This window comes from Methanobrevibacter sp. (genome assembly GCF_045120835.1).
Taxonomy (GTDB): Archaea; Methanobacteriota; Methanobacteria; order Methanobacteriales; family Methanobacteriaceae; genus Methanocatella.
Genome location: NZ_JBGVFE010000115.1, coordinates 1 through 21,826 on the forward strand (window position 1 = coordinate 1; position 21,826 = coordinate 21,826).

Sequence of the window (21,826 nt, forward strand, 5' to 3'; positions counted from 1 at the left end):
TAAAACTGCGGGAATTGATGGGTTTCGTGCTTTGACTGATAGGAAAAGAATAAAATTATTTTATGAGCTTAAATCTAGAAATATCAAGTCTCATAGGCCCAAACCTGCTTTTAGAAAATATATTGCAAAGAAAAACGGAAAATTGCGGCCGTTAAGTATTCCTATAATTATTGATAGGATTTATCAAGAGATTGTTCGTATGGCTCTTGAGCCCCAATGGGAATTTAGGTTTGAACCCATAAGTTATGGTTTTCGACCTAAAAGGAGTGTACACGATGCTGTGGCTAGAATTTTTAATAATATCAGTCGTGGTAAATGGTGTTGGGTATTTGAAGGCGATTTCAAATCGTGTTTCGATACTCTCAGTCATGAGTTTATCTTAGAACAATTAGAAGGCTTTCCGTTAATTAAACTTGTGAAAAGATTTTTAGAGGCTGGTTATGTCGATGATGGAGTTTTCCATATATCACAAAGAGGAACTCCTCAGGGAGGCATTCTATCTCCATTATTGGCTAATATTGCTCTTACTGGATTGGAGGAGTATTTGGGAATCTCATATTATTCCCATACACGAGAACACTATGGTGGGAAATACACTACATTTATTACCAAAGGTAATTATCGTGTAGTCCGATATGCCGATGATTTCGTGATATTTGCATCAAATAGGAGCGATATTGAGAGAGTTTATGATATTCTCGATCCTTATCTTGATGAGAGGGGTCTGACCCTCGCTGAGGACAAAACCCGCATTACACACATTTCCGACGGTTTTGACTTCCTTGGATTTAATTTCAGACAATATGATACACAGATGGGTAAGAAATGTTTTATTAAACCTTCAAAAGCAAGTATTAAAAGTTATAAATCCAAGGTTGATGATATTTTTAAACAGTATTACGGTCTTAGTGTGGATGATTTGATTTATAGGCTGAATCCTTTGATTAGGGGCACTGCAAACTATTGGTGTCATGTTGTTTCAAAGAAAGTGTTTAGCGATATGCATTATTATATGTGGGGAAAGGTATATAAGTTTTTAAGAAGAATGCATCCTAAGAAGAGTTGGAATTGGATTAAAAACAAGTATTTTCCTTATTATGATGATGGGGTTCATAAAGGCAATTGGATTTTGACTGGTCCTAAAGAGAAAAACCATTTGATTAGAATGGATTGGTTTAAAATCCGTCGCCATGCTATGATTAAACATAACTACAGTCCCTATGACAAGAGTAAGGAGAGTTACTTTGAGAACAGGCGATATAACAGGACATTCGGGTAAAGATTTGCTTGAGCCGTATGTGTTGAAAGGCACTCGTGCGGTTCTTAGGAGAGAATGGGGTGGCAACATCTCATTCTTATCCGAGAAATTAATTGCATAGTAATACTTTTTTCTTATTTATTATTTGATTTTTAATCAAAAGTATTACTAAATCCTTATTTTTTTTTCATCGCTTTATAAAGTAGTATTATTTTTTTAAATAATTTGATTTTAGAAAGATTTATATTAGTATTACTTTAAAGTAAAATTGTACTAATAAACTTAATATAAATATAATTTATTTTATTACATAAGGGACTTGGTACGCAAAACATGTTTTAAAAATGGGATTATTATGAAGAATAAAAAATTTTTGTTTATATCTATTTTTATTTTAATGATTGTCCTCTCAATTGGTGCAGTGTCTGCACAAGATGCAGATGATGCAATTGCATCCGGCGACGATGAAGCTGTTATAGGAGATTCAGAACCTACAGCTTCCGGATCAGTATCCGGGGGAGTGGATGTTGTAACTGAAAACCCGTGGGCAAAAAGTGGGGAATTAAGTTATACTATTCCGTCAGATGCAAAAACAATTAAGAGTGCGGATGTTTATGTGAATGTTTATGGTGTTAGAGCTGATGATTCAATGGGTGTAATTGCTAACACCACTATTGAAACAGGTAATAATCAAGTAACTTACAATGAATCTTTATGTTATAAGGCTACAGATAAAACTGTGGTTTATGATGTAACTGACCATGCAACAAAATCTAATCTTGATTATATGATACATTATGATATAACCAGTCAATTAGCAGGTTTAAATGGTACTGTTTTAAAGATTAAAGTTAATACTACCTCTATGCCTGGCAAGGAAACTGCTACTAATCTCGGTTATATTAAATTAATCGGATTGGTTTTAGCTTATGATGATGGAGACAGTGATGTAATTAATTATTGGATTAATGATAATCAAATCTGGACAAACTCTAATACAACATTAACTTATGATACAACTTCATTAACTAATGTATTGGAAATGTCCTTAACCAATGTTGCATTAGCCAGTTCAGATGCCACATATAAGATCAATGGTAAATTTTTAACAAATCCTGAACATAAATCAGGTAGTTATTATCAATATAATAAATGGGATGTGACTGATTACTTTAACAGTACTAGGAAAACAGAAATTCTTGCCATTGGTGCTGAAGGAGCTTATGGTGTTTCATATAAACAGGCTCTATCTGTTTTAACTGCTAAACAAGAGTTAATTTCAACCTCCCTTTCTTTAGTCACCGAACGTGATGGTAAAGTATATTCAGATGATAAAGTACCTATTGCATACCCTGGCATCAGCAATAAAATCACCATTACAGTAAATACTAATAAAAATGCTACTTATGTTGTTAAATTATTAGCAGATGGTGTGGAAATTGATTCTACTGAAGTATATTTAACTGCTGGAACTCAAAAAGTATCTTTAATTGATAATACAATTAGGCCTGTAACTCCTTCTACTACTTATACTGGAAGAACAGGAACTTATGACAAAGTTAATTACACTGCTCAATTATTATTAAAAGATGAAATTTTAAATAATAAATCTATTGATGCAGTTTTATTATATAATGGATACTTCAATAAAGCATTATATAATCAGACTAGTACAGAACCTTTCTTTAAAGGAACTATCACTGGAGATATCGTTATTGATGGTTCTAATTTTATAGGTGCTGATGGAAATGGTAAATATGCTTCTGGTACACAAAATAGGGTTGATAATTGGACTGTTAGTTTAAAAAGCGGTTCAGTAATTGTTAAAGCATTTATTTATGTTCCATACACTTCCATTTCTGGAGATAATGCTAACATGTTAGATGCTACCTTTAATAAAAAATCATTAACTCCTGTTGCATTTATTAGGGATCAACCTAATGCAGTAGGTAACGGTGGTTATGGTGTTTTAGTCTATGACGTAACTAATTGCATTATAAATGGAAATAATTCATTGGAATTAAATAGAAACCTTAGTGGTGGTATTTATCCTAGTACTTTAATCTATTTGTACAATTCTACTGAAAGTAAAGTTATCAAAGATGTTTATATTTCAAATTGTGCAGATTTATTAGGTGCTTATGGAAATGGTGATAGAAAACTTCAAATTGATTCCACTTTAGATATTTCATCTAAAGATGCAAATAATGTTACAGTTTATATTTTCGGTGCAGGTTCTGAACCTGGTAGGGCTAGCATTTCCATAAATGGAGTACTTGATGATAATGTGTGGAATATTACAAATAATGGTTCTGTAGTTAAAAATACAATTGGTGTTTATCAAAAAGATATTACTAGTACCGCAAAAGATAGTAATAATGTCTCAGTTATTCTTAACAAAGGAATGTTTTTAGCTTTACAACAAATTGTTGTTGTAACTAAAGTCAAAGAGGACCCAACACCTACTCCGGAACCTGTAGTAGTTAAGAAAGCTACCATAACTGCTAAAAAAGCAACCTTTAAAGCTAAGAAAAAAGTTAAAAAATACGCTATAGCCTTAAAATCTGGTAAAACTCCTATTAAAAGTGCAAAAGTAACACTCAAAATAGGTAAAAAAACTTTCAAAGCAACAACCAATGCTAAAGGTAAAGCTATCTTTAAAATCAAAAAATTAACCAAAAAAGGTAAATACAAAGCGGTTGTTAAATTTGCAGGTAACAATGCTTATAAAGCAGCAACCAAGAAAGTTAAAATTACACTTAAATAGAGATTAATTTCTCTATTTCCCTTTCTTTTTTTCTAAAATTATTTTAACCAATTTTAACAAAGTATTTCTATGAAAGTTTTTGGAATCTGCGCAAGTCCAAGAAATGATACCACATATTATGCTTTAAGCGAAGCTTTGAGTCATTTAGAAAATCATGATTTTGAAACTGAAATCTTCACATGCCGGGGAAAGGATTTAAAGCCATGCATGCACTGCGATTACTGTTTAGAAAACAAGAAATGCATAATCCAGGATGACATGGCTGAAGTCTATGAAAACCTCCTGAACTCAGACGGAATCATCCTTGCAACGCCTGTCCAGTCAGGATCCGTATCCGCAAACATGTCAATAATCATGGACCGCACAAGAGCCCTTGAAGCTGTTGACTACAACATCCTAAGGGGCAAAATCGGAATGAGCATTGCCGTTGGAGGCGACCGTACTGGAGGCCAGGACTTTGCACATCTCTCAAACATCACATATTTCATGATTCATGGAATAATCCCGGTCAGCGGAGGGCCTTTCGGTTCCAACCTTGGAGCTTCATTCTGGTCTAGAGACTCCCTGGATGAGATGAAAAGGGACACTTACGGAATGGAGTCACTGAAAAGGACTTTAAAGGAATTTGAAAATTTCCTGAATAAATATATTTAAATAGTATAATTTAGTTAAAATACATTAAAACACTTTTTATAGGTTATAATATGGCTAACAAGTTAGTAAGGGGTAGTTTGATAATTCTCATAGGTAACATAATTTTCCGTCTGGGAGGTTATATATACCGTTTCTTAATGGCAATACTTTTAGGTCCTACTGCCTATGGTATTTTAGGAATTACATTGCCGTTTCAGGGAATTTTTCAGACATTGTCAGCCGGTGGGCTTCCTCCTGCCATTGCAAAATACGTAGCGGAGTATGAAGCCGTCGGTGAGCATGACATGGCTCGCCAGACTATCTACACGGCCCTGAAGATAATGGTATTTCTGGGACTTCTGTTTGGAGTGCTGATGATATTTGTCGTTGCTCCATGGCTTGCCCATTCATATCTTCACAAGCCTCTGGCAATGGTTCCGCTTCAGATTGTTGGTCTCATCACTCCGTTCAGCGTCATTGTCGGTGCCTTCAGGGGAGCCTTTCAGGGCGTATATAAGATGGAGTATATCGTATACACCCGTGCTGTAGAGCAGTTGGGTATGATTCTTTTTGCTACAGCCTTCGTTTTAATCGGCCTTTCAACAGTCGGTGCATTGTGGGGTACTGTCCTTGGATATTCGCTTTCTGTAGTGGCTGCACTCTATATCTTCAAGGTCCACATGCCGAAGTATATTCCAAAGCCTAGCGATGATTTTGTATTTTCAAGAAAGGACAAGCTGAGCCTTGCGGGAACACTGGTAAAATTTTCCATACCGGTCATCATTACCGCAATTGCTGAAATGCTCATCTACAATATCTGCACAATCGTCATGGGCAGATTCCTGACCTTTGACGACATCGGGTTTTTCGCAGCTGCAGATCCGATTGCAAGACTTCCCCTAATCATTTCGGTTTCCATTGCAACAACAATTCTTCCGGCATCCTCTGAAGCCTTCAAGCTTAAGGATAACGAAACCCTCCAGAAATATGTTTCAGAGGCATACAAGTATTCGCTGCTGTTTGTTGTGCCTATGTGTGTCGGCCTTGCCATGTTTGCAAGCCCTACTTTGAGGATTTTATACTTTAAAAATCCGGCATATGTTGCAGGTGCATCAGCCCTTGCCATATTGTCAATCGGAATGACATTCTATTCAATATTTGCAATATCAACAAGCATAATTCAAGGAATAGGTAATCCTAGAATTCCAATGTATATTCTTGTCGGTGGAGCTATCGTTACCGGACTTTTGAACTGGCTGATGGTTCCGAGCATGGGAATTGCAGGCGGGGCATTGGCTACAAGCATCGCATGCTTCTTGATGATGGTGCCGTGCATCTATTTCGTATTCAGATTGACTAAGACCAGTGCCCCTACAAAATCGATAGTAAAGATTATTCTCGCATCCCTGATAATGGCAGTTTTCGCCATCGTTATACCTAAAGATGCATTTTGGCTATTCCCAGGCATTTTCATATGTGTCATAGTTTATTTCTTTGCCTTGATTTTGGTTAAATTCTTCCAGAAAGACGATATTGAAAGTTTAAGGCAGTTGTCTTCAAGATTTGGTCCGATAGCCAAGATTGTCAATAAAGTTTTGAATTTCATTGAAAGGATTGAATTCAGATAATCGAAAAGTTATTTATATATAAAAAATATATTTACAATTATTATATTTCGGGGGATTTATAAATGACTGATGTTAGAGCAGGTGTTGAATATAAAATCAATGTAGATGGCAACTCTTTTTTGCTTGACAGTAAAAAGTACAATTTGCTCGTGTCTATTTTAGAAACCGGTTCTTTGACTGCGGCAGCAAAGGAAATCAACGTTTCCTACAGGACTGCATTAAATTATATAGATAAAATCGAATCAACCTTAGATGTAAAGGTTGTAAGCACCACCAAAGGCGGAAAAGGTGGGGGTGGAGGAACCTCATTGACTGAGGAAGGCTACTCCATCCTAAAAGAATGCAAAAAGATCAATGCCATAATGGAATTGCACAAGGATGTCAATGAAATCGAGGCCGAAGTCATTGATATAAACGAAACCAAAGGCGTAATGACTATAAAGATGGATGAATTTGAAATCAACGCTCCACTGAACAGGAATTATGAAATTGGAGATGTGATATTGGCTTTGATCAGTTACGACAATATATTTTTAATGTTGGAGCCGCAGGCTTCAAGCATTCGTAATATACTGAAAGGACAAATTGTTGAAATGAAACTTGAAGGCGAAATCATTCGCGTCAAGGTCAATGTGGGCGGCATCACATTATGCAGCGACATTACAGTTTCTGCCGAAAAGGAACTGAACCTAAATATCGGCAAGGAAATCTATATAGGATTCAAGGCAATGTCAGTTGCAACCTTGAAGTTATAGCATTATTGGAGGCAGTTGGATGTTACGGATTTTGGTTGATGAAGACAAATGTATCGGATGTGGAAAGTGTGCAGAAATCTGTCCCAAATCAGCCAAAATTTGGAAGGTTGGTAGCGTTGCACGTATATTGGATTTGAGATATTGCCATGTCTGTACGCTATGTGCAATGGAATGTCCTACAGACTGCATTAAAATCATACGTCCGGGCGAAGAAGCCTAAATTATTGAAGCTAAAATTAATTATTTGATAGGTTAAATCATGACTAGAATTGCAAATCTTTCAAGAAAAACATCGGAGACCGATATCGAAATAAAAATGAATCTGGATGGAACAGGCAAATACAGCATTTCAACAGGTGTAAACTTCTTCAATCACATGCTGGAATCATTTTCAAAACATTCCATGATAGATTTGGATGTCAAGGCTGAAGGAGACCTTGAAATAGATGACCACCACACTATCGAGGATGTCGGAATTCTTTTAGGCGAAACATTCCTTGAGGCTATCGGCGATAAAAAAGGCATTAGAAGAATGGCTCATGCTATTGTACCGATGGATGAGTCAGTCTCAACTGTGGCAATTGATATAGGCGGACGCAGCTACTGCAACATGAATCTTGACTTCAAAAATGAAAAGATTGGTGACATGACCTCCGACATTGTCATTCACTTTTTCGAGTCATTCTCATCAAGCGCTAAAATAAACATCTATGGCACTGTTGAAGGTGAAAATGATCACCACAAGGCCGAAGCAGTTTTTAAGGCATTTGCAAAAGCTTTAAAAGATGCAATAAAAATAGAACATGATCAGATTCCTTCCACAAAAGGAACATTATAGCTAATTCTTAGCTATATTTTTTTCAAAGGTTATGTAAAAAATATATTACATAATCATCACAAAAAAAAGAAAATGAAAGTAGCAAATTTGCTACTTATTCTGGTTTTGAGATTAAATCTGTTTTGGAACCTGGGTTACCTTCTTTCATGTGAGGGGTTCTTAAAACAGTATCATTTGCTTTTTCGATTTCTCTAGCTTCTTGTGCTAATTTAGCAGCACATGCAGCGATTTCGTGAGCAGCAGCTACTAATGGGATGAAGTTTTCGAAACCTTTAGTCATGAAACAACCTTTCATGTCTAAGTTAGCAACGGATCCTGCCATTTCGTAAGCAGCGATAGCTTTTGCTTTTGCGTATGGGTTTGCAAATCCACCAGCTTCTGCAGCTTTTTCAGCAGTAACAATGAGTTTTGGTAATTCGATTGCACCAGCTTCTGCTTGTGCAATAACATCGTCAATGGTTTTTTGGACTAATCTTAAAGCACCGGTTTCAGCGAGAACTTTTAAGATGTCTGAGTTGAAGATAGCCATTTCAGTTGGGTCTAACCATTCTCTTTTTGCACCAATCATTGGGTCAGACATTACGATAATGTAACCGAGACCTTGTTCATCCATTTCATCTTTTTTACCTTTACCAGGTGCGTCACCGATGATAATAGCTGGGATGTCTTTTGCAGATAACATTTCTCTTGCTTTAGCTGGTCCAGGAGCTCCTGGGTTTGGGCTAATGAAGATTGCAAAATCAGGTTCGAAAGCGTCTATTTTAGGTACGACGTCTTCTACTTGTTCTGGGTTCATTTTTGCTCCAGATCCAAAGGTTCTTACATCGATATTTGGTCTGTCTGCTCTTTCGTCTAACAATAAGTCAATTACTGGTGAAGTACCAATATTACCACTTTTAATAATAGCAATTTTTACTACCATAATTTTATCTCCTTATTTGATAATTAAAAATTTAGTATAGAAAGTATTTAAATTTTATTATTTGAAATTTTAAGCCATTTTGTTGGTTTTTAAACAAACAAATTTACACTATCAAAAAGAGTTAATTTAACCTTAAATTGAGAAAAAACACTTTAAAGGAGATAAAATTTTTTAAAAATAGAATATGAGTGGTTCCGACGAGACTCGAACTCGTGATCCCCTCCTTGTAAGGGAGGTATCATACCACTAGACCACGGAACCAACAAACATTATTATGAATTTACTATTATATATAACTTTCTATTTTTCAAATTCTGCCTAAGAAAATTTTATTAGTCAATAAAAATATAATAGTAAATATAAAATTTATTTAATTGATGTGATAAAATGGCTTGGGATGACAAAGCAACAAAAGTATGGATAGATGGTGAATTCGTAGAATGGAAAGACGCAAACATATCAGTACTCTCACATGTAGTACACTATGGAACAAGCGTATTTGAAGGAATAAGAGCATACTCAAACGAAAAGGGTGTTGCCGTATACAGACTCGAAGAACATGTTCAGAGGCTGTTTGACTCAGCAAAAATCTATAAGATGGATATTCCATATACTCAGGATGAAATCGCTGAGGCAATAATCGAAACCGTCCGTGTAAACGAACTTGACGGATGCTACATACGCCCAATCGTATTTAGAGGTTATGGTGAACTTGGAGTAAATCCTTTAGGATGTCCTGTCAACGTTGCAATCGCAGCATGGGAATGGGGATCATATCTCGGTGAAGAAGGTATGGAAAACGGTGTTGACATCGGCGTTTCATCATGGAGAAAACCTGCACCGGACACTTTCCCGACACTTGCAAAATGCGGAGCAAACTACATGAACTCACAGCTTGCAAAGCTTGAAGCAATCGACAACGGATTTGATGAGGCAATCATGCTTGACTATGAAGGACATGTTTCTGAAGGCAGTGGAGAAAACATCTTTCTTGTAGAAGGGGACAAATTATACACTCCTACAATGGCGTCATCCAACCTCAGAGGAATCACAAGGGATTCAATCATGACAATCGCACGTGATTTAGGATATGAGGTCGTTGAAGAAACCATTTCAAGGGAAAGATTATACATTGCAGATGAAGTATTCTTCACAGGAACCGCAGCTGAAGTAACTCCAATCCGTTCAATCGATCACAGAACAATCGGAATCGGTAAAAGAGGCCCTGTTTCAGAAAAAATACAATCTGCATTCTTTGATATTGTCGAAGCCAAAGTGGAAGACAAATACAACTGGTTATCATACATCTAAGCGGTGTAGGCTATGGATATACTACAGGCAATAATAATCGGTATAGTTCAGGGACTGACTGAGTTTTTACCGGTTAGCAGTTCTGCACATTTGGTTTTTGTTCAAAACCTTTTGGGAGTTGAAAGCTCACTTGCTTTTGATACCTTCCTTCATCTGGGAACACTGATAGCGGTATTGTGGTTTTTCAGATATGACATTTATAAGATGATTAAATCCTGGCTTTCAAGTATCCAAGATATCCTGCAGGGAAGATTCAGGGAAGGTTTTTATTCAGATCCCTATAAAAGGCTTGCATGGTATGTGATTCTTGCAACAATTCCTGTCGGTATCGTTGGAGTATTGTTTGAGGATTCAGTTGATGCACTCTTTTCAGGTGCCCTCTATGTTCCTGCATTCTTTTTGTTTGTAACAGGAACAATACTATACCTCTCCCAAAGAATGACAAGCGGTGAGATTAACTACGATACTATCACAAAAAAAGAGGCGTTATTCATGGGATTGGGTCAGGCATGTGCAATCCTGCCGGGACTTTCAAGGTCAGGTACAACAATCGCAGCAGGTCTTACAATAGGCCTTGACAAGGAATTTGCAGCAAAATTCAGTTTCATATTGTCAATACCTGCCATTTTGGGTGCATTCATCCTGCAGGTTAAGGATATTGGCTCAGCAATGGATGCAAACTTCTTTCCTATACTTTTAGGTTTTCTCGCATCAATAATTGCAGGTTATCTTGCAATCAAATGGATGCTTGACCTGATACAGAACAGAAACTTGGATATATTTTCATATTATTGCTGGCTGATGGGTATAATAGTCTTTATGGGCTCAATCGCTCACATATTTTAGATATAATCTATTATATCTTTTCTTTTTTTAGATATTAGTAAATAAGGAAATGATGGCCTATAATAAAAATAAGGTTAGAGATTAAGTGAATCTCTATCTGCAAACTTTTTCTATTCTTTTTCTTAGTTTTTCAACGGAATTTCCAAGTACAAGTGCAGTAAACATTGCTCCTCCGGCTCCGGCACCTTCCTTTACAAATCCCTTAAGGTAATTCTTCAATCCTTCATGTTCGGATTCTTCAAATCTCGGGTCAACCACATTGACGGTAATGCCGTCATCAATCTGTTCCAGAATTCCGAAGAGATCTGCTGTTTCATCTGCGGCCACGAATACTGTAGTTGCCAGATTGATTCTTGAAAAGTCGAATGTTGGCTGAATGGATTTGATTACCGCACAGGTTGCTGCCATCTGTGTTCCACCTGCTAAAATAATAGGAATGTCTGAACCCAATACCAGTCCGGCAACTGCAGGAATTGTAGGGTCTCCTACCGCACCGATTGCCTGCATGGCATCCGCTTCACCGGGGGTGATTCCGGCATTTTCAAGCCCTTCATTGACGGTATCTGATTTCAGGTCATGAGGGTTGTGCGGCATGCTTCCGCTCACTTTCTCGTTTGCCTCATATCCCAGTGCTTTTAAAACTCCCAATGCGGTTGTGGTTCCGGCGGCTATGCTTTCACCAATTATGAGCATTTCATGCCTTTGTGAGAGTTCATTACCTAAATCCTTTGCGTTTTCGAATATTTCCAACGGATTTAAAACGCCTTTCCCGGTTCTTATGTCCCTTCCGTATTCGCTTCCCAAATTGACGTATTCGACATCCGGCTTGATTTTGGAACCTGCATCAACAATAACAAATGGGATATTTGAAACCTGAAGTGCCGCTTTTGTAAGTCTTGCAGGTGTTGGCGCCGCTGCATCTCCCACCACGGTTTCTGCCGGTGCTTCACAGCATCTGACTTCTCCCAAAACCATGAATTCGGCATCTCCTGCCGGTGTATATTCAGTCAAATCGGCTGATGGGCCCGCTCCTGAGATTCCTTCTATCAGGGAAGTTTCTGTTGTTCCTATTGTAAGTAAAAATACTGCTTCGTCTTCTGCTTCCTGCAGCCTTTCTATCAGTTCATATGAACCGTAAGTTGTAACGCCATCAATCATCCTTTTCACCTTGCCTTTTCAGTAAGTCTATAATAATCTTGTTCTGATTAATAATCTTCTTGTTTTGGAGCATGATCTTTTTCAGCATTTCATCCTGTGACAGTTCGCTGTCTGTCTTGAATGTCTGACCGTCTCTTGCTCTAGGTGGAATTTTAATCTGTTCTTTTGGAGGAAGCTTGTCATCTGCCTTAGGAGGAATGACTCCCTTGGAGGCGCTGTCTTCTCTTGAGACAAAATCAACGTATCTGTGTGTTACCTTGTTTTTTGACCTTTCATCCAAAAGTTCCATCAGTCTGTCGTCCACCGCATCGACACCATCCAGCTGTTCCAGCTCCACTTCATGTATCAATCGCTTTTGAATGTTGTATGCATTGTAAATCGGTATTCCACGTGTATTGCATTCGTTTTTAAACATGTCGTGGATGTTGATGTCTCCGGTTAATTGTTTTACTCTCTTTTGTTCTGGAGTATTAGCACTATAAAATCCCATATTTTCACTTATGTTTTTTGAAATTAAAAAATATTTTTATATTTTTAAATGTAATATACTAATTAATTAATTTTTCCGGTTGATTATTTTGATAAGTTTAGGCATTGAAGGAACAGCAGAAAAGACAGGTGTGGGAATAGTTGACAGTGACGGTAATATTCTGGCAATGGCCGGAAAGCAGCTATTTCCGGAAGAAGGCGGGATTCATCCTCGTTTGGCCGCTGAACACCATGCCGAATGGATTCCAAAGCTCATACCTCAGGCCATTGAGGAGTCAGGATTATCTTACACAGACATTGATTTGATTTCATTTTCACAGGGTCCGGGTCTTGGTCCGGCATTAAGGATAGTTGCAACTTCAGCAAGGTCACTAGCATTATCATTAAAAAAACCGATAATTGGAGTAAACCACTGTATAGGTCACGTTGAGGTCGGAAAGCTCGATACCGGAGCAGTCAATCCCGTGTCATTGTATGTCAGCGGAGGCAACAGCCAGGTCATTGCTTATGAAAGCGGAAGGTATAGGATTTTCGGTGAAACACTGGACATTGCAATCGGCAATTGCCTTGATCATTTCGGCCGTGAAACCGGTCTGGGCCATCCTGGAGGACCGGTCATTGAAAAACTGGCCAGGAAGGGAAATTATATAGATTTGCCATATATAGTCAAAGGGATGGACTTTTCGTTTTCAGGACTGCTTTCTGCGGCTTTAAGGGAAGCCGAAAAGGGAACCCCAATGGAGGACATCTGCTTTTCGCTTCAGGAAACCGCATTTTCAATGCTTGTTGAAGTCACTGAGCGTGCCCTTTCACACACACAAAAGGATGAGGTCATGCTGTGCGGCGGGGTTTCGGCCAATTCCCGTTTACGTGAAATGCTCAAGACAATGTCTGAGGAACACGGCGCAAGGTTCTACATGCCGGAAATGAAATTGTGCGGTGACAATGGGGTCATGATTGCATGGCTGGGTCTTTTGATGTGCAGACAATTCGGGCCTATGAGTTTAAGTGAAACGGGCATTATACAGAAGTTCAGAACAGATGAGGTTGACATTCCATGGATTGACAATACCAAGACCTATCTTAAGCTTTCAGATGACTTGATAGCGAAAGGCGCTGAGTCAAACATCGTCAAAAGCACTTATCTTGGTGAAAGAGCAGTCATTAAGGATCGCATTGTAAAGGGTTACAGAATTCCGGAAATTGATGACAAGATAAGGCGCGCAAGGACTAAAGAGGAGGCAAAGCTTTTAAGCGATGCAAAAAGGGCAGGGGTTAGAACTCCCGTTTTATATGATATTGATTTGAATGCTAAGGCAATTGTCATGGAGGAAATTGAAGGTGCAATGGTCAAAGATGTCATTGATGATGATTTGGCATTCAGGATGGGCCGCGAGATTTCAAAATTGCATTCGGCAGACATTATCCATGGGGATATCACAACATCCAATATCATGCTCAGCGGTGATGATTTGGTTTTCATCGACTTCGGGCTTGGAAGGTATTCACAGCTTAGGGAAGACAAGGCGGTTGACCTTCTTGTCTTGAAAAAATCCTTGCAGAGCATTGATTATAATCTTGCCCTGAAATATTTCGATTTGGTTTTGAAGGGATACGGTGACGGGTCAATACTTGATGTGATAGAAGATATCGAATCCCGTGGAAGGTACACTCACTAGGGTGGATGTTATTTGGATAGTGTTTTTTTAACGAAGTTTGTGTCGACTTTTGCAATTCTGGCGATTTCGTCTATTTTGAATCCTTCTTTTTCTAGACTGATTACAAATTCTTTTTTTGTTTCATCTACTTTTCTTTGTGCGTAGTCTTCTACTATTTTCATGTTTCCACCTGTGATATTTGATATTGTTGTGTTCAGCGATTCGTCTTCAACGAACTTGTCACACAACATCAATATTACTCCTTTTGCAAATTGTCCTAAATCCTCATCTAAATCATGTATATTTGTTATGGTAACTGCTGAGTTTAGGATATTAATTTCTATATTCTTATCGGAACTCATAAAGCAAAGTAAGCTTATCATGAGTAACTCCTTTGTTGTAAAGTTATCGTTACTTCCTATTTTAGAGTTCATCATATTTAAAAATTTGTCTCCATCAATGTATTTGAGTGAATGGATATATATTGGAAATATTGCGTCTTCACTTACCTTATACCATTTTGTCCGTTCTCTTTCGGCTGTACTCAAAACATGGACTTCTATGGGTTTTTTGGATTTGACTTTGACATGGTCGAACAATGCCGTATAGAATCTGAACCTTCTTTTGTCTCTGGTGTTGACCTTGTAGCTTTGAAATTCGAAAATTATTATTTTGTCCTCCAGTTCCATAATAAGGTCGGGCTTATACATTTTCGGATCGATGGTGCTCCACTCCGTTTGGTGGAGTTTGACTATCTTTCCTTCGATTTGAATGAGGTCTATCAGGTCCTGACCATAGATTTCTCCATGATTTTTGAAAATTACGTCTTCGTGGAACTTCACTTTTTTCACCTCGTTTATTTTTTAATTTGGATTTAAATGGATATAAATCTTTTGATATGAATTTGAAGCAATATTTAAGTGTAATTATTAAAAAATAAGTCCAAATAAATATTTACTTTTCTCAATAATTCTTTTAAATCATTTTCACTAAACCAACACCTATAATAAAAATCATGAATATAGTTAAAAATATGATAACATTTATAACTGGTAACGAACATAAAGTAAAAGAAGCAGAGAATATTTTCAAAGATTATGACATTACTCTGGAGCATATTGATTTGGGCTACGAAGAACCTCAGGGAACTCTCGAGGAAGTGGCTCTATCAGGCGCAAAATATGCCAGTCGTAAACTTGACAAACCTGTGATTGTAGAAGATGCTGGTTTATTCATTAAGGCTTTAAACGGATTTCCAGGAACCTATTCACATTATGTTCAGGATACCATTGGAAATCAGGGAATTTTAAAGTTATTGAAGGATACTCAAGACCGTTATGCCGAATTCAGGTCAGTTATTGGGTACTGTGCCCCCAATTCTGAGCCCAAGACTTTTTTAGGCAAGGTCGAAGGTGAAATCGCAGTTGACCAAAGAGGAGATTTAGGATTTGCATTTGATCCTTTATTTTACGTTCCAAGTCTGGATAAGACTTTCGGAGAACTTACAACTGATGAGAAAAACCAGTTTTCACATAGAAAAAATTCATTAATAAAATTTATTGAATGGTATTCCAGTCAAGAGTAACATTATTTTCTGTTTATTGGGCTTATTTAAGATTTAAAAAATTTAAAGAGGTTTATATTATGGCAAGACCAGAATGGGTAACTTATAGTGACGAAGAAATTGAAGAAATGATTTTAAAATTTAACAGAGAAGGTAAAAGTACCTCAGAAATCGGTATTATCCTAAGAGATCAATACGGTATTCCATCAGTAAAGGACGTTACCGGTGAAAGAATCACTCAAATCTTAAAAAGAAACGGTCAAGCTGGTGAATATCCTGAAGATTTATTAAACTTAATCAAAAGGGCAGTTAACATCAGAGACCACTTAGAAGAAAATCCTAAAGATTTACACTCTAAAAGAGGATTAACTATTATCGAAGCTAGAATCAGAAAATTAGCATCTTACTACGTAAGTGAAGGTGCATTGCCTGAAGGATGGAGATATAATCCAAAAGAAGCAGCACTCCTTGTTAAATAAGGCCAGTGAAGCAACTGATATGCTTAAGGAGCATATCGAAAAAGACAGCGTTATAAGAGTTATCTCTCATAACGATGCTGATGGTATATCAGCGGCAGCGGTTATAGCCAATGCTTTGGCCGAAGAGGATGTTCAGTTCCACACCACCATTGTCCCTCGTCTTAAGGAGGACATGGTAAATCAGCTTAGAAGCGAAAAGTATGATCTGTTCATCTTTTCCGACATGGGAAGTCCATTCATTAAGGAATTCAACACATATAAGCATGACGTTATAGTTGCTGACCACCACCAGGTGGATGATACTCCTTCCGAGAGCAACGTTATCCACATCAACCCTCATTTATTTGGAATTGACGGCAGCAGAGATTTATGCGGTGCAGGTTCGGCTTACCTTACAGTTCGTGAACTTGACAAGAAGCATCTTGCATACTTTGCACTCGTCGGTGCTTTCGGCGATATGCAGGGTCAGGAAGGATTTACCGGAATGAACAAGATGATTCTGGATGATGCCATTGAAAGCGGGGCTGTTGAAGTTCATGAAGGTTTAAAGATAGTTTCAAAGGCTTCAGAACCTATATTCAAATCTTTGGCATATACATTCTCACCTCCGTTGCCTACAATCAGCGGGGATCTGGATGGCGCCCGTGAATTCCTTGAAAAGATGAATCTGTCATATGGCATAAAATTCACAGACCTTGAGGATGAGGAAAAGGACCTTCTCAAGGATGCATTAATCAGCATCAATCCTGATATCTTTGGGGACTGCTACACACTTCCAAAGGAAATACCATTGCTTCAGGATTTGGAGGAGTATTCCTATATTCTTGATGCCTGCGGCAAAAACAAAAAGCAGGGTTTGGGATTGAGCATCGCACTTGGCGAGCGTGAAAAGGCTCTCGATGCGGCCTTGAGACTGCAGCGCCAGTACCGTGACCAGATTGTCAAGGGTCTTGAATGGATTAAAAAGAACGGTGCCGAACAGCTGAATACTATTCAATACTTATATTCAGAAGATAAGGTATTGAAATCAGTAATGGGAACCATTGCAAGCATAGGCTTGTCAGTTGAACTTTTGGATAATTCAAAACCGGTCATCGGAATGTCAAGGCTTCACAAGGACATTAAGATTTCCGGACGTACCACCCGTGACATGGTTGCACAGGGAGTCAATCTGGGCCAGGCCCTTAGAGATTCCTCAAACAACTTCACAGGAACCGGCGGAGGTCACGACATTGCAGCCGGAGCTATGATACCATATGAAGCAAAGGACAGCTTCCTTCATTTGGTGGATGAAATGGTTGAATATCAATTAAACGGTGATTAATATGTTTTTGACAAAAAAGGAACAGGAAATGTGTGATGGGGAGTATGGAGAAACCATCAGGAAAAGCATGGACATTCTCGTAGCGTTGGGAGATATTTACGGCGCTTCCAAATTGGTTGACATCACTTCTGCTCAGGTATCAGGTGTTTCCTACAAGACAATCGGGGATGCAGGTCTTGAATACCTGCAGGATTTGGCTAAGGACGGTTCAGCAAAAGCTACTATCAACGCTTCACTCAATCCGCCGGGAACCGATCTGGACAATTGGAAAAGTCTTGGATTTCCGGAATATTTTGCCGTCAAACAGAATGAAATCGTAGACGCCTATGCCGAGTTGGGAATCCTTAAGACATGTACCTGTACACCATATCTTGTCGGTAACGTTCCAAGGTTCAGGGATCATGTATCATGGTCAGAATCATCTGCGGTAGCTTACGTAAACTCAGTAATCGGAGCTAGGACAAACCGTGAAGGAGGGCCGGCAGCCCTTGCAGCGGCAATTGTCGGCAAGACTCCGCTTTACGGATTCCATCTTGAGCAAAACCGTAAGGCCAACCTTGTTGTCAATGTCGATACCGAACTGCACGGTGCCGACTTTGGTGCATTGGGCTATATCATCGGAAAGTTCATCGGTGGGGGAATTCCATACTTTAAAATGCAGAACACTCCAAACAACAATAATCTGAAGACCCTGGGTGCGGCTCTTGCCTCATCAGGTTCCGTTGCACTTTACCATGTTGAGGATGTAACTCCGGAGCATGACTTGAATTCTGTCGATGAAATCGAGGATACGATGTTCATCACAGACAAGGAAATCCGACAAACCCGTGAAAGCCTATCAACAACCGACAGGCAAATCGACCTTGTCTGTCTTGGATGTCCTCATTCTTCCCTTGAGGAAATTAAGGAAGTTGCAGCTATTGTTGATGGAAAAACAATCAAAAACAAGTTATGGGTTTGCACATCAGTTAGCGTAAAGGCAACCGCCGACAGAATGGGATATACAGAAATAATCGAATCTGCAGGCGGAAATATTGTATGCGACACCTGCATGGTTGTAGCGCCAATCGAAGAGATGGGCTTTGAGGTAATCGGTGTGAATTCCGCAAAGGCCGCAAATTACGTTCCGTCAATGTGCGGACTTGATGTTGTTTATGATGACACAAAAAATCTTATTCAGTTTGAATAGGGTTTTTAATTCTTTTTTTTAAATAATTTTTTCCAGTTTGGCAAACTATTAAATTAAATAAAATCCAAAAAGTATAACTAGAAATTATAAGGGATTACTATGAATTATTTAGTTGTTGGTGCTGGAAATGCGAGTAGGCCTGTTGCAAGACTGCTTAATTATTTGGGCCATAAAGTTATTATAACTGATTTAAAGGAAATGTCTGAGTTTAAACCAATATATCAGACATGGCTGGCTAAAATGGAAGGTGAAGGAATAATTTTGGACCTGAAAAATCCCGAACCTACCTTGGATGGTATTGAAGCGGTTTATATGCCTCCTACTTTGCCTGAAGATGCTCCGATAGCAAAACTAATCGCCGAAAGTGATGTTGAGGTTTTAACCAATGAGGAATTCTCCAGGATGGTCAATGAACTTGTTCCGGCAGACATTATTGGAATATCCGGATCCATGGGAAAGACAACCACAACCTCCCTTATAACAAGCGTATTTAAGGCGGCAGGCCATAAGGTATGGTCCTGTTCATCACTTGCAAACAATCTGGTTTCAGAAACTATCATTGATGGAATAGTCACAGGAAAAGCCGAAAACTGTGACATAGCTGTTTTTGAACTTCCTCATGGGACTCTGGGTCTTTTGAACAGCTTGGATATCAAAATTGGGGTATTGTCCTATTTGACCAAGGAACATCTCAATGAGTTCGGAGGATCCTATGAAAAATACATGGAACGTAAACTTATTATTCAGGACATCAGCGAAACATTCATAGCAAATAGGGAATGTGCAACCCAAACCAATCTTTTGAGGGATGACACTATTTTTTATGCAATGGATGGGGATGTCGACTTTAAGGGAACCAGAATCGACAATTCACTGACAGTCAAATATGACGGAGGAGAGTTCACCGCACCCTTCAGCATGATGAGCTACTTTTTTGAAAATGCGGTTGGAGCTGCAGCTGTTGGCATAAACTATGGAATATCACCAGAAGATATCATTAAGGCATTATCCACATTTGAAGGGCTTTCTGCACACATGGAGGATTACGGTGACTACAACGGCAGAAAGGTAGTTATTGATGCAGCATTCCTTCCGGATGGAATAAGGGCCACACTGGATTATTTTGAAGGCGAAAGCCTTGTGGTGTTCCTTGACCACTTCGACACATCCTGGGTAAGGGACAAGGCCGAGGTCGGCCGAATTTTCGATGAATACGATAATATAAAAGCGGTTCTTGCAAGCGGATTTGACGAATCGATTCAAAAGGTGGAAATCCACATTGCATATGAAATCCTGGATGCGATAACCAATGAGGACATTGTAAAGGTTGCAACAGATACTCTTGAAGAGGCGGCAGCATTGTCCTTCAAGTATTCCGAACCTGGAGACATTATATTGCACATGGGACCTCTCATATCATTTGACAGAATTAACATTTTAAATAAAATCAACAAGGGACTTAAAGACGGGAGCAAAAAGTATGTATAAGAACAAGACCTTCGGAGTTATTGGTGTTTGCGGAGCAAACGGTAATTTAGTAGCCAGAATATTAAAACAACGCGGCTATAATGTAATAGGCACTGATGTGACCTTCAAAAAGGACTGCAGATTTGCGAATGCTCTTGAAGGATATGACATTGATGTGTATTATGGACAGACTCCCGAAGCTTTTTTCAAAAGGGCAGACTATATTATTCCTCCTTTGAGTCTTCCTGAAGATGCTGAAATACTCAAAAACTGCGATAAGCCGATTTTGAAACTTCCGGAAGTTATAGAAATGATCAAGCCCGAAAAGCCGGTATTCGGAATAACCGGTACAAACGGCAAGACAACTTCCACAACACTGCTCAAGCTTATCGCTTATGACAATGGGATAAAGCCTTGCGAACATGACCTTGAAGGAATGCAGGGAAATGCCGAATTCATTCCAATTCTCCAGTCAAGACTTAACGGCGATGTCGGAATTCTTGAAGTCGGAACATTCGGAATTCCCGGAACCGTTGGAAGAATTGTAAAAAATACGGACATGTCAGCCGGTCTGATTACGAATATAACTCCCGATCATTTGAACGATTTGGGCAGTTTCATGGATTACGCCAACGTCAAGGGAGAATTCATCACTGAATTGGGTATCGGACAGCTGATTGTAAACGGCCATGACCCTACAATAATGGGCCTTTTGAAGGAACTCGACTTTAAGGGAGAGGTCATAACCTTCGGTGTGGATGAGCTTCCAGATTCCATAGGCATGAAGGAGTGTGTCTGCGGACGTGAAGTTGCCGTAAAGGAAATAATCTCCGGTTGCGGATACTATTTCTGTCAGTGCGGAGTAACCACTCCTCAGGTGGACTATATTGCAACAAATGTTGATTTGGCCAACCGTACCTTTGATTTGCACACTCCAACCGAAAAGCTGACAGTCAAGATGGGAATCGATGGTCTTCACAATGTCTATAACGTTACAGGCGTAATAATTGCGGCCCATGAATTCCTTGACTTGCCTTATGAAAAAATCCTGCCGACAATTGCCGCCTTTACAGGTGTAAGTGGAAGAATGGAAGAGGTAGGTGAGGTAAAGGGAAAAGACATATTTGTCGATTATGCCCACAATCCTGCAGGTGTGGAGACAGTGCTTAAGGAATTTAAAAAACTATTCGGAGACTTCACAACCGTCATAACAGTATCTTCCGAATCCGGTTACATCGGTGATATAGACATATTCAACAGCGTCTTGAAATTTTCAAAATTCATAGTGCCGGCTTCTGTAGCATCACAGAAAATTGCACTTCAGAAGTTAAAGGACAATCCAAAATTAAATGACAGAATATTCCTGAATCATGTTGATGATTTTGAAAAGAAAGGAACTCTTGGAGCATCAGAAGAGGAAGTTCGCGATGGTTTGAGAAAGGCATTAAACTTGGATTGTGAAATGGTAATAGCTATCGGTGAAGCTGCTACTAAATACAAATCTATAGTTTTTGAATTATAATTCAAAAGTTTTTGGCGG

General features: G+C 38.7%; 21 protein-coding genes and 1 tRNA gene. 17 read left to right on the top strand and 5 right to left on the bottom strand.

Features of this window, described 5'->3' with window-relative positions; all coding sequences use genetic code 11:
- The 8 genes from ltrA to hisB form a co-directional block, all read left to right on the top strand.
- Positions 1-1,279: group II intron reverse transcriptase/maturase (gene ltrA, locus ACJMLO_RS10090; protein WP_405296433.1), on the top strand; the 1,279-nt coding region annotated here is incomplete at its 5' end.
- Positions 1,245-1,379 carry a hypothetical protein gene (locus ACJMLO_RS10095; protein ID WP_405296435.1) on the top strand — a complete coding sequence of 45 codons (135 nt, stop codon included), beginning with the start codon at positions 1,245-1,247 and terminating at the stop codon, positions 1,377-1,379. The genes ltrA and ACJMLO_RS10095, both read left to right, overlap by 35 nt.
- 234 nt (positions 1,380-1,613) lie before the next feature.
- A complete protein-coding gene (locus ACJMLO_RS10100) occupies positions 1,614-4,025 on the top strand; it encodes a DUF3344 domain-containing protein (protein WP_405296437.1) in 2,412 nt (803 codons plus the stop codon).
- Positions 4,026-4,094: 69 nt separating this feature from the next.
- Entirely contained in the window at positions 4,095-4,679 is a 585-nt protein-coding gene (locus ACJMLO_RS10105) for a flavodoxin family protein (protein WP_405296439.1), read from the top strand.
- Between the two features lie 50 nt (positions 4,680-4,729).
- Positions 4,730-6,286, top strand: coding sequence for an oligosaccharide flippase family protein (locus ACJMLO_RS10110; RefSeq protein WP_405296441.1), 1,557 nt, complete (start codon positions 4,730-4,732; stop codon positions 6,284-6,286).
- A gap of 62 nt (positions 6,287-6,348) precedes the next feature.
- On the top strand, positions 6,349-7,041 hold the full coding sequence (locus ACJMLO_RS10115) for a TOBE domain-containing protein (RefSeq protein ID WP_405296443.1): 693 nt from the start codon (positions 6,349-6,351) through the stop codon (positions 7,039-7,041).
- A gap of 19 nt (positions 7,042-7,060) precedes the next feature.
- Positions 7,061-7,261 carry a 4Fe-4S binding protein gene (locus tag ACJMLO_RS10120; RefSeq protein WP_405296445.1) on the top strand — a complete coding sequence of 67 codons (201 nt, stop codon included), beginning with the start codon at positions 7,061-7,063 and terminating at the stop codon, positions 7,259-7,261.
- A 39-nt stretch (positions 7,262-7,300) separates the two neighbouring features.
- A complete protein-coding gene (hisB, locus tag ACJMLO_RS10125; protein WP_405296447.1) occupies positions 7,301-7,879 on the top strand; it encodes an imidazoleglycerol-phosphate dehydratase HisB in 579 nt (192 codons plus the stop codon).
- 94 nt (positions 7,880-7,973) lie between these two features.
- Here hisB and ACJMLO_RS10130 read toward each other — a convergent pair whose 3' ends face one another.
- Both ACJMLO_RS10130 and ACJMLO_RS10135 read right to left on the bottom strand, forming a co-directional pair.
- Positions 7,974-8,801 carry a F420-dependent methylenetetrahydromethanopterin dehydrogenase gene (locus tag ACJMLO_RS10130; protein ID WP_405296451.1) on the bottom strand — a complete coding sequence of 276 codons (828 nt, stop codon included), beginning with the start codon at positions 8,799-8,801 and terminating at the stop codon, positions 7,974-7,976.
- A gap of 189 nt (positions 8,802-8,990) precedes the next feature.
- Positions 8,991-9,062: transfer RNA gene (locus tag ACJMLO_RS10135), tRNA-Val, on the bottom strand.
- A gap of 126 nt (positions 9,063-9,188) precedes the next feature.
- On the opposite strand from ACJMLO_RS10135, the gene ACJMLO_RS10140 reads away from it, so the two are divergent.
- Both ACJMLO_RS10140 and ACJMLO_RS10145 read left to right on the top strand, forming a co-directional pair.
- Complete coding sequence (locus tag ACJMLO_RS10140; RefSeq protein ID WP_405296453.1) at positions 9,189-10,112, top strand: branched-chain amino acid transaminase; 924 nt, start codon at positions 9,189-9,191, stop codon at positions 10,110-10,112.
- 12 nt (positions 10,113-10,124) lie between these two features.
- Positions 10,125-10,958 (top strand): undecaprenyl-diphosphate phosphatase, encoded by an 834-nt coding sequence (locus ACJMLO_RS10145; RefSeq protein WP_405296455.1) that lies wholly within the window; start codon positions 10,125-10,127, stop codon positions 10,956-10,958.
- Between the two features lie 93 nt (positions 10,959-11,051).
- On the opposite strand, the gene cobT is transcribed toward ACJMLO_RS10145, so the two are convergent.
- A complete protein-coding gene (cobT, locus tag ACJMLO_RS10150) occupies positions 11,052-12,116 on the bottom strand; it encodes a nicotinate mononucleotide-dependent phosphoribosyltransferase CobT (RefSeq protein ID WP_405296457.1) in 1,065 nt (354 codons plus the stop codon).
- Positions 12,109-12,606, bottom strand: a complete 498-nt coding sequence (locus ACJMLO_RS10155; protein WP_405296459.1) for a hypothetical protein — start codon at positions 12,604-12,606, stop codon at positions 12,109-12,111. The genes cobT and ACJMLO_RS10155 overlap by 8 nt, the downstream gene beginning before the upstream one ends.
- A 79-nt stretch (positions 12,607-12,685) precedes the next feature.
- On the opposite strand from ACJMLO_RS10155, the gene ACJMLO_RS10160 reads away from it, so the two are divergent.
- Positions 12,686-14,284, top strand: coding sequence for a bifunctional N(6)-L-threonylcarbamoyladenine synthase/serine/threonine protein kinase (locus ACJMLO_RS10160; RefSeq protein WP_405296461.1), 1,599 nt, complete (start codon positions 12,686-12,688; stop codon positions 14,282-14,284).
- An 8-nt stretch (positions 14,285-14,292) separates the two neighbouring features.
- Here ACJMLO_RS10160 and ACJMLO_RS10165 read toward each other — a convergent pair whose 3' ends face one another.
- Complete coding sequence (locus ACJMLO_RS10165; protein ID WP_405296463.1) at positions 14,293-15,105, bottom strand: hypothetical protein; 813 nt, start codon at positions 15,103-15,105, stop codon at positions 14,293-14,295.
- A 191-nt stretch (positions 15,106-15,296) separates the two neighbouring features.
- Here ACJMLO_RS10165 and ACJMLO_RS10170 point away from each other — a divergent pair, with 191 nt between their 5' ends.
- From ACJMLO_RS10170 to ACJMLO_RS10195, 6 genes are all read left to right on the top strand, one after another.
- A complete protein-coding gene (locus ACJMLO_RS10170; RefSeq protein WP_405296465.1) occupies positions 15,297-15,848 on the top strand; it encodes an XTP/dITP diphosphatase in 552 nt (183 codons plus the stop codon).
- Between the two features lie 59 nt (positions 15,849-15,907).
- Positions 15,908-16,306 carry a 30S ribosomal protein S15 gene (locus ACJMLO_RS10175; protein WP_296787067.1) on the top strand — a complete coding sequence of 133 codons (399 nt, stop codon included), beginning with the start codon at positions 15,908-15,910 and terminating at the stop codon, positions 16,304-16,306.
- On the top strand, positions 16,296-17,630 hold the full coding sequence (locus ACJMLO_RS10180) for a DHHA1 domain-containing protein (RefSeq protein WP_405296467.1): 1,335 nt from the start codon (positions 16,296-16,298) through the stop codon (positions 17,628-17,630). Before ACJMLO_RS10175 ends, ACJMLO_RS10180 begins: the two co-directional genes overlap by 11 nt.
- Before the next feature lies 1 nt (position 17,631).
- Positions 17,632-18,819: an aconitase X gene (locus ACJMLO_RS10185; RefSeq protein WP_405296469.1), complete on the top strand. Its 1,188-nt coding sequence runs from the start codon at positions 17,632-17,634 to the stop codon at positions 18,817-18,819.
- A 99-nt stretch (positions 18,820-18,918) separates the two neighbouring features.
- Entirely contained in the window at positions 18,919-20,307 is a 1,389-nt protein-coding gene (locus ACJMLO_RS10190) for a Mur ligase family protein (protein WP_405296471.1), read from the top strand.
- On the top strand, positions 20,300-21,808 hold the full coding sequence (locus ACJMLO_RS10195) for a Mur ligase family protein (protein WP_405296473.1): 1,509 nt from the start codon (positions 20,300-20,302) through the stop codon (positions 21,806-21,808). Before ACJMLO_RS10190 ends, ACJMLO_RS10195 begins: the two co-directional genes overlap by 8 nt.
- The last annotated feature ends 18 nt before the right edge of the window (positions 21,809-21,826 follow it).

Coding starts and splice junctions, on each gene's coding strand:
- ACJMLO_RS10195 (WP_405296473.1), top strand. CDS start 20,300: ATGTATAAGAACAAGACCTTCGGAGTTATTGGTGTTTGCGGAGCAAAC.
- ACJMLO_RS10145 (WP_405296455.1), top strand. CDS start 10,125: ATGGATATACTACAGGCAATAATAATCGGTATAGTTCAGGGACTGACT.
- ACJMLO_RS10185 (WP_405296469.1), top strand. CDS start 17,632: ATGTTTTTGACAAAAAAGGAACAGGAAATGTGTGATGGGGAGTATGGA.
- ACJMLO_RS10190 (WP_405296471.1), top strand. CDS start 18,919: ATGAATTATTTAGTTGTTGGTGCTGGAAATGCGAGTAGGCCTGTTGCA.
- ACJMLO_RS10120 (WP_405296445.1), top strand. CDS start 7,061: ATGTTACGGATTTTGGTTGATGAAGACAAATGTATCGGATGTGGAAAG.
- ACJMLO_RS10110 (WP_405296441.1), top strand. CDS start 4,730: ATGGCTAACAAGTTAGTAAGGGGTAGTTTGATAATTCTCATAGGTAAC.
- ACJMLO_RS10175 (WP_296787067.1), top strand. CDS start 15,908: ATGGCAAGACCAGAATGGGTAACTTATAGTGACGAAGAAATTGAAGAA.
- ACJMLO_RS10130 (WP_405296451.1), bottom strand. CDS start 8,801: ATGGTAGTAAAAATTGCTATTATTAAAAGTGGTAATATTGGTACTTCA.
- ACJMLO_RS10105 (WP_405296439.1), top strand. CDS start 4,095: ATGAAAGTTTTTGGAATCTGCGCAAGTCCAAGAAATGATACCACATAT.
- ACJMLO_RS10170 (WP_405296465.1), top strand. CDS start 15,297: ATGATAACATTTATAACTGGTAACGAACATAAAGTAAAAGAAGCAGAG.
- ACJMLO_RS10140 (WP_405296453.1), top strand. CDS start 9,189: ATGGCTTGGGATGACAAAGCAACAAAAGTATGGATAGATGGTGAATTC.
- ACJMLO_RS10115 (WP_405296443.1), top strand. CDS start 6,349: ATGACTGATGTTAGAGCAGGTGTTGAATATAAAATCAATGTAGATGGC.
- cobT (WP_405296457.1), bottom strand. CDS start 12,116: ATGATTGATGGCGTTACAACTTACGGTTCATATGAACTGATAGAAAGG.
- ACJMLO_RS10100 (WP_405296437.1), top strand. CDS start 1,614: ATGAAGAATAAAAAATTTTTGTTTATATCTATTTTTATTTTAATGATT.
- ACJMLO_RS10155 (WP_405296459.1), bottom strand. CDS start 12,606: ATGGGATTTTATAGTGCTAATACTCCAGAACAAAAGAGAGTAAAACAA.
- hisB (WP_405296447.1), top strand. CDS start 7,301: ATGACTAGAATTGCAAATCTTTCAAGAAAAACATCGGAGACCGATATC.